A 3,380-nucleotide genomic window follows, 5' to 3' on the forward strand; every position below is an offset into this window, starting at 1 on the left:
TCCCCTATAGTGTATAATTTTTATTATACACTATAGGGGCATATTCACTATGGATTACGCTAAATTATCGCAACACGGATACTCTCAAGAAGTGCGTCTACCGAAAAAATATAGAATGCCTGGGAAGCAGGTGAAAATATCCAGATATGGTCGCGGTGTGTTGCTGCAACCCATTGAAGAGGGGTTTGAAGATTTGTTTCAATCCCTGTCCATGTTTTCTGATGATTTTATGAACGATGGACGCAACCAGCAGCCTGTTCAGGATCGTGGAACTATTTTTGAATGAAATACCTGCTTGATACCAACATTTGCATTTACATCATCAATCGCAGACCGGAACAGGTATTGAAACGCTTCCGCTCTCTTAAAGCCGGGGATGTAGCGGTTTCAGCTATCACTCTCTACGAGCTGCTCTACGGAGCATACAAAAGTGCTAAGCCAGCGCAAAACAAAGAGGCAGTAAGTCTTTTTGTGTCACCCCTTGAAGTTTTGCCCTTTGATGAAGGGGCAGCAGATGTTTGCGGTAACCTGCGTGCCATGTTGGAAAGAAGTGGCGATGTTATTGGGGCAATGGATCTACAAATAGCCGCGATCGCACTTGTTTATAACCTTACACTTATTACTAACAACACAACAGAGTTTGAGCGTATCTGTGATCTTAAACTGGATAACTGGCTTTAGAAGCCATAGATTTTAGTTCACGTAGGGTGGGCAGTGCTTGATACAGATAATATCAGCTGACAAACCCCGTTGCTAGGCACTGCCCACCATAGCAATCTTGTAGGGTACGTTACTATAATATAACGCAGCATCTAAATAAACATAGAAAGTATAGCGTTTTTCATAGCTATGAGGTACACAAAATTTTTTACCTCTTGCCTCTTGCCTCTTGCCTCTTGCCTCTTGCCTGCTCCCTGCTCCCTGCTCCCTGCTCCCTAAAAACCATAAATTTGTACCTCACAAGTCGTATAATTGCTATAGCTTCATGATAGTTGATGCAGCATTTACTCCAGATAGGTATGCTCCATGAACAGTTCCTGGATAATCTTCAGATGTTGCTTCACCAGCGAAAAACAAACGATTTCCAACTGCTTTTCCTAGTGTATTGCGTGTATCTGCGCTTGCACCAATCCCATTAAATGAATAGGAGCAAAAGGCAAAAGGATCTAACCTCCAACGAGATAATTGCCAGCTTTCAGGATTTGGGATGTCATTGCCATAAATGGTGCGCAAAACCCTCATGGCGTCAGCCACTATTTCTCTATCACTCCATGACTCAATCTGACGAGCATAATCAGCTGCGTTGAAGCCTAACAAAATCGGCTTGCCTGTGTAAAAAGCAATGTTGAGCCATTCATTCCAACGACCGTGTTTTTCCGAAATCCAATCCAAAATCTCAACCTTTTCATTCCAGAATATTTTTGGAAATCGCAAAAACAGCTTGTCTAATAACCCTGCCCCGATGGTAAGAATTGCCCTCTGTTTCTCAGCAGGTAATGGCGGATTAAACTTCACTGTGCCATTTTTCAGCACACCGATGGGCAAAGTTACGATGACTCGGTCTGCCGTAAACAGATCCTGATTGGTTTTTATTGTAACCCCATCATCCCCATAGGTGACCGCCTCAACAATCTGTTCCAATTGGATATCAAGGTCACGGCTAAGATATTCAGTGATACGAGCATATCCATCAGGAAAAAGTACATCTTCACCGCCAAATACCTCTGAATCATCAAAATTAACAGCAGACATTTCTCCAATACCACCAGCAAACTCATGCTCAACGGTGACATTTATTATGTGCATTATTTGTTGTTTTTCCTGTGCAGATAACTCAGCCCAGATAGGAGTAGCCTCGATACTCTCGCGCAAGGTCATACCATCCTCTGCCTGACGCGATACAGCTTTTACTAACTGGTCAAACAAACGCTGCATCCTAGAACGAAACTTAGCATTCGCCACCTCCCCATTCGTCTTATACAAAATATAATTGTCATAGTTGGTTTCAATTCTTGTCACCCCTGCTTCATTAGCCAGTTTTGTAAGGGGATTACCCTTTACTCCATGAATCCACGATGCACCTAAATCAACTGGAGTTTCAGGCCAAAACCGGCTCGTCCAAACCCTTCCTCCAATGCGATCGCGACCTTCAAGTACCTTAACACTGTACCCTTTATCACGTAATTGTCGTGCCGCTCCCAATCCTGCCATGCCAGCACCAATAACTATAACAGTGTCACTTGTATCTTTAAACTTGTCATTGTCAGTCAAATCATTACATGCTGCTACCACAGCCATGAATGCACTCAAACTTAGAAATTCTCTTCTTTTCATAAAGAGTTTTTTTATTAAGAGTTATTAAATTATAGCAGGGTAATTCCATTGAAATAAAGTGATATAATAACTGTAAAATTAATATTTTTTTCACCCTTCAATAATTATAATTGCCACATTGAAATATGGGTTATCAAGGAATTCTTCAGGGTGCATCTCATTTTTGCTCTTTGACACGGTGGTGCGTTACGGGGCGGGCTATCCAAAGCCTGGCTACGAGGCGGAAAATGAGGCCCCCCTAACGCACCCTACGCAACTTTTTTACAAATATGAGATGCACCCATTCTTCAATTGCTCCTTGACCACCTTCTTTGACTGAAGTTACCCCACTCGCGCTTTGTATCAAGACATAGAAAATGAAAATATGGGATTAAGCTATTATTTAGCTAGACTACATCGACGAACTATTTGCTATTCTAAATCATCAGAGATGTTGGAATTATCAATTAGGCTTCTTATTTATTATTTAAAATATCATAGAATCCCCCTTTCTGGTGAAACCATTTCATACTTCAGCAACACCACCTCTACGTTACCGATTCTCAATGGAGTAGAGTTAGAAGTGACAGTTGAGGAAGTTTTTGGGTGGTTAACCTTAGGGTAGACTGTATCAATCTTAATTTAGGGAGTATTAGTTATTTCCACAATCATTTCTCCTTGCTGCAACTGTTCTAAAGCATCAGGCAAAGTAGCGCTTAGTAATTGCTGTAAGTTGCGGTTTGTGACGTTACCACAGGTTAGCCACAAAATTTGAGGAGGTGTTCCCAAACGACATACTAGATCGATAAAGTCGCTATCTTTGGTCATAATTACAGCGTTTTGAGATCGTGCAGCTTCAAAAATCTCGATATCATGAGCATCTCGAAGAGCCAAGTCTCGCAGAGCAAAAGCCTCTAAGCCAAAAGTAGTTGACAGCCAATCTGCTAATGTTGGAGGCAGTTGAGCATCAATCCAAATCTTCATGCTGTCAGTCTGGGGAAATCAGTGCGTCGTGCAGCAAAAAGCAGACAAGCTTGAATATCTGCCAGTTCCAAATCGGGGAAATC

4 protein-coding genes and 1 pseudogene are annotated in these 3,380 nt (G+C 41.9%); 3 read left to right on the forward strand and 2 right to left on the reverse strand.

Annotation, left to right across the window (positions count from 1 at the left end; genetic code table 11):
• Nucleotides 1–49: 49 nt before the first annotated feature.
• Together vapB and F6K53_RS35900 are read left to right on the forward strand one after the other, a co-directional pair.
• Nucleotides 50–286: a type II toxin-antitoxin system VapB family antitoxin gene (vapB, locus tag F6K53_RS35895; protein ID WP_293084164.1), complete on the forward strand. Its 237-nt coding sequence runs from the start codon at nucleotides 50–52 to the stop codon at nucleotides 284–286.
• Nucleotides 283–681 carry a type II toxin-antitoxin system VapC family toxin gene (locus F6K53_RS35900; protein WP_293084167.1) on the forward strand — a complete coding sequence of 133 codons (399 nt, stop codon included), beginning with the start codon at nucleotides 283–285 and terminating at the stop codon, nucleotides 679–681. Before vapB ends, F6K53_RS35900 begins: the two co-directional genes overlap by 4 nt.
• A gap of 294 nt (nucleotides 682–975) precedes the next feature.
• Here the strand turns inward: F6K53_RS35900 and F6K53_RS35905 are convergent, their stop codons facing one another.
• The gene (locus F6K53_RS35905) at nucleotides 976–2,334 is read right to left on the reverse strand and encodes an FAD-dependent oxidoreductase (protein ID WP_293084170.1); all 1,359 of its coding nucleotides are present in this window, start codon (nucleotides 2,332–2,334) and stop codon (nucleotides 976–978) included.
• Nucleotides 2,335–2,683: 349 nt separating this feature from the next.
• Between F6K53_RS35905 and F6K53_RS35910 the strand changes: the two are divergent.
• Nucleotides 2,684–2,824, forward strand: a pseudogene (locus tag F6K53_RS35910) (IS1 family transposase); the annotation flags it as partial.
• 131 nt (nucleotides 2,825–2,955) lie between these two features.
• Here F6K53_RS35910 and F6K53_RS35915 read toward each other — a convergent pair.
• Nucleotides 2,956–3,297 carry a DUF5615 family PIN-like protein gene (locus F6K53_RS35915; RefSeq protein WP_293084173.1) on the reverse strand — a complete coding sequence of 114 codons (342 nt, stop codon included), beginning with the start codon at nucleotides 3,295–3,297 and terminating at the stop codon, nucleotides 2,956–2,958.
• Between the last annotated feature and the right edge of the window lie 83 nt (nucleotides 3,298–3,380).

The sequence above is a fragment of the Moorena sp. SIO4A1 genome (assembly GCF_010672065.1).
GTDB lineage: Bacteria > Cyanobacteriota > Cyanobacteriia > Cyanobacteriales > Coleofasciculaceae > Moorena.